5 protein-coding genes are annotated in these 2,901 nt (G+C 69.3%); 4 read left to right on the forward strand and 1 reads right to left on the reverse strand.

Annotated elements, in window-relative coordinates; all coding sequences use genetic code 11:
- The 3 genes from WA805_RS31345 to WA805_RS31355 form a co-directional block, all read left to right on the forward strand.
- Positions 1 to 274, forward strand: a 274-nt coding sequence (locus WA805_RS31345; RefSeq protein ID WP_425244146.1) for a toxin-antitoxin system HicB family antitoxin, incomplete at its 5' end; no start/stop codon positions are given.
- A 33-nt stretch (positions 275 to 307) separates the two neighbouring features.
- On the forward strand, positions 308 to 1,201 hold the full coding sequence (locus WA805_RS31350) for a DUF4097 family beta strand repeat-containing protein (RefSeq protein WP_422339802.1): 894 nt from the start codon (positions 308 to 310) through the stop codon (positions 1,199 to 1,201).
- Positions 1,202 to 1,304: 103 nt separating this feature from the next.
- On the forward strand, positions 1,305 to 1,889 hold the full coding sequence (locus WA805_RS31355) for a helix-turn-helix domain-containing protein (RefSeq protein ID WP_422272601.1): 585 nt from the start codon (positions 1,305 to 1,307) through the stop codon (positions 1,887 to 1,889).
- Here the strand turns inward: WA805_RS31355 and WA805_RS31360 are convergent.
- On the reverse strand, positions 1,855 to 2,118 hold the full coding sequence (locus WA805_RS31360) for a hypothetical protein (protein ID WP_425244147.1): 264 nt from the start codon (positions 2,116 to 2,118) through the stop codon (positions 1,855 to 1,857). The genes WA805_RS31355 and WA805_RS31360 overlap by 35 nt on opposite strands.
- 311 nt (positions 2,119 to 2,429) lie before the next feature.
- Between WA805_RS31360 and WA805_RS31365 the strand changes: the two genes are divergently transcribed.
- On the forward strand, positions 2,430 to 2,882 hold the full coding sequence (locus WA805_RS31365) for a hypothetical protein (RefSeq protein ID WP_422272600.1): 453 nt from the start codon (positions 2,430 to 2,432) through the stop codon (positions 2,880 to 2,882).
- Positions 2,883 to 2,901: the final 19 nt, after the last annotated feature.

Raw genomic sequence — 2,901 nt, forward strand, 5'->3', positions numbered from 1 at the left:
GGTCGGTGACGCCGCGGACCACCCCGCAGAGGTACGGCTGCCCGTCGCCGAGGGCGACGACGCCGCCATGGTCCGGATCAATCTGCGGCTGCCCGCCAATCTCAAGGCCCTGATCGAGGACGCCGCCGCTGGCGGCGGGATCTCCGTCAACGCCTGGATCGTCCGGGCCGCCGCCGCCGGGCTGGCCAGCGATGGCCGGCGCGCCACGCGGCCTGCCCCCGCGCAGCAGCCCGACCGGATCGTCGGCCAGAGCTACAGCGGCTGGGTCCGCTGATCCCCGAACACCACGACAGCAAAGGAACTTGAGATGTCCGTATCGAACTTCAACACCCCGTCCCCGATCGCCGTCGCGCTCGACCTCTACGTCGCCGACGTCCGCTTCGCCGTCTCCGACCGCACCGACACGATCGTCGAGGTCCGCCCTAGCGACCCGGAGAAGGCCGCCGACGTCAAGGCCGCCGAGAACACCCGCGTCGAGTACGACGAGGCCACCCGGACGCTGAGCATCGTCTCGAGGAAGCCCCGCGGCCGGTTCGTCAACTTCAGCAGCAAGCGCCCTGAATCGGTCGACGTCGCCATCCAGCTGCCCACCGATTCCGACGTGCGCGGTGAGGCCGATCTCGGCGACTTCGAGGCCGATGGCGTGCTGGGCACCGTCGCGCTCAAGACCGACCTCGGCGCCGTCCACCTCGCCGAGACCGGTCCGCTGAACGTCCGGAACGGCGCCGGCGCGGTCACCGTCGAGGGCGTCAGCGGCCGCGCCGAAGTGCACAACAGCTCCGGTGACGTCCGGATCGGCGCCGTGGACGGCACCGCCGACGTGTCCACCAGCAACGGGAAGGTGCGAGTCGGCGTCGTCACCGGTCCCGCGAACGTCAAGACCACCAACGGTTCGGCGTCAGTCGACCGCGCCCTGTCCGACATCACCGCAGAAAGCTCTAACGGCGAGGTGCGGATCGGCGAGGTCGTGCGCGGCAAGGTGTCTGCCACATCCAAGAACGGCAGCGTCGAGGTCGGCATCCGCGAGGGCAGCGCCGCCAGGCTGGAGCTGAACACCGATCTCGGCCGCGTCTACAACGAGCTCACCCCCTCCGACGCGCCCGAAGCCGAGGAGCCGGTCGCCAAGGTCGAGGTGCACGCCAGCACCAAGCTCGGCGACGTCACCATCAGCCGCGCGCCGCGCCTGGACGAGGAGGCGTGAACACCGCGGTATCCACCGCCGGCGACGATCGCTCACGCGGCAGCCCCGCAGTCCCTGATTCCTTGGAAGGAGTATCCACAAAATGAACAGTATAATTCAGTTTGTGGAAAGGCAGCCTGCGCCGTCGCTCTTGCCGATCCTGCGCTCGCAGCAGCAAGGCGAGATTCTCGCGCTGCTGCTGGGCGATCCCGCCCTCGAACTCAGCCTGACGGAGATCGCGGCACGCGCCGGCGCACCACAGTCTTCGGTCCACCGGGAGATCGAGCGGGCGGAGAGGGCCGGGCTGGTGACGACGCGCAAGGTCGGGAATACCCGGCTGGCACGCGCCAACACCGACAGCCCGTACTACGCCGGCCTGTCCGAGGTGCTGACGAGAGCATTCGGCGTTCCCGCGATCGTCGCGCAAGCCCTAGCTCCAGTTGCGGGCATCTCCGCCGCCTACATCTACGGCTCGTGGGCCGCCAGGCACCAGGGGCACACCGGCCAGCGTCCCGTGGCAGACATCGACGTCCTCATTCTTGGCGTCCCTGACCGGGATCAGCTCTACAGCACTCTTGGCGACGTCGAGCAGCGTCTCGGGCGCCCGGTGCAGGCAACTATCCGAGACGCGGACTGGCTGGAATCAGGAACGGGGTCGTTCCACGACACGGTGACTAGCCGCCCGATTCTGCGGTTGGCGCTTGCCTAGACTCGTCAAACCGGCCAGGAGGCGCACTCTCCAGCACGCTCCGCACCCCGCCGAGAGCATCGCCTGCCTTCTGAAGCGCCCACGACGCGTCGGCCTCGGTGATCGGCGCGGCATCCGGATCGAAGTATTGCGCCGAGTGCCTAGTCCGCCTGAACCGCTCAAACGTCGGCTTCGCGAAAGCCGGAATGTCAATGGTGAACTGAGCCGACACGGCGTCCTCGACTGTCATGTGAGAGCCCTCCCCGCCAGTTGCCCGCAACCCTTGTCGCGCTAGGAGAGCCTCTGCGCTCATTCGGTACGCGTCATAAGCAGCCACATATGCTCCATCGACGTCAGCACCGTCCAAGGCGGCCCGCGCGGTAGTCTCTAGCCGCCGTGCGGCCCGCTGCAGCAAGGTCGCAGCCGCCACAGCAAAGTCTTCAGACGTGAAGCTCTCGAGACGCCCGCGCTCAACGAGGTAGGCAACAGTCCGTCCGCCGCGTACCGGTTCACTCACGGATAGTCATGCTATCCGGCAGAGACGGGCTCTAGGGTGGACCGGTGGGTGGATGGCGTAGGAGCGGACGCCGGAAGCACCAGCGGGCGGCGCTCGCCGCAGCGTGCTGGCTGGGCGGGGCCACGGGCCTGCTCGGGGCGGTCCTGACGGGCTGCTCATCGGGACCGCCGGCGCCCGGTGCGACGGGGACGTCCTGCGGCACCACCCGCACCGGGGCGAACGTGCCGGTGCGGATCGAGGTGGAAAAGGGGACGGTGGCCTGCGCCACCGTGCTGACCGTCGAACGCGACTACGCGGCGATGATCGCCGACGGCCGGGTGCGGGGCAACGGCGGCGGGGCGCCGGTGACGGTGGACGGCTGGACCTGCCAGGGGTATGCCACGCCGGCGACGCTGCGGACCGGCGTCGCCTCCGAGTGTCACACCGCGAACGCTGAGGTGGCGGCGGTGCTGTCGTCGCCGACGGCGTCCTCGAGCCCCGCGCCGTCCGGCAGCTGACCGCCGCCCGGCTCGATGT

The organism is Trebonia sp., assembly GCF_049794275.1.
GTDB lineage: Bacteria > Actinomycetota > Actinomycetes > Streptosporangiales > Streptosporangiaceae > Trebonia.

Bases quoted from the DNA above. Each gene is read 5' to 3' on its own strand.
- WA805_RS31350 (WP_422339802.1), top strand. From the start codon at position 308: ATGTCCGTATCGAACTTCAACACCCCGTCCCCGATCGCCGTCGCGCTC.
- WA805_RS31360 (WP_425244147.1), bottom strand. From the start codon at position 2,118: ATGACAGTCGAGGACGCCGTGTCGGCTCAGTTCACCATTGACATTCCG.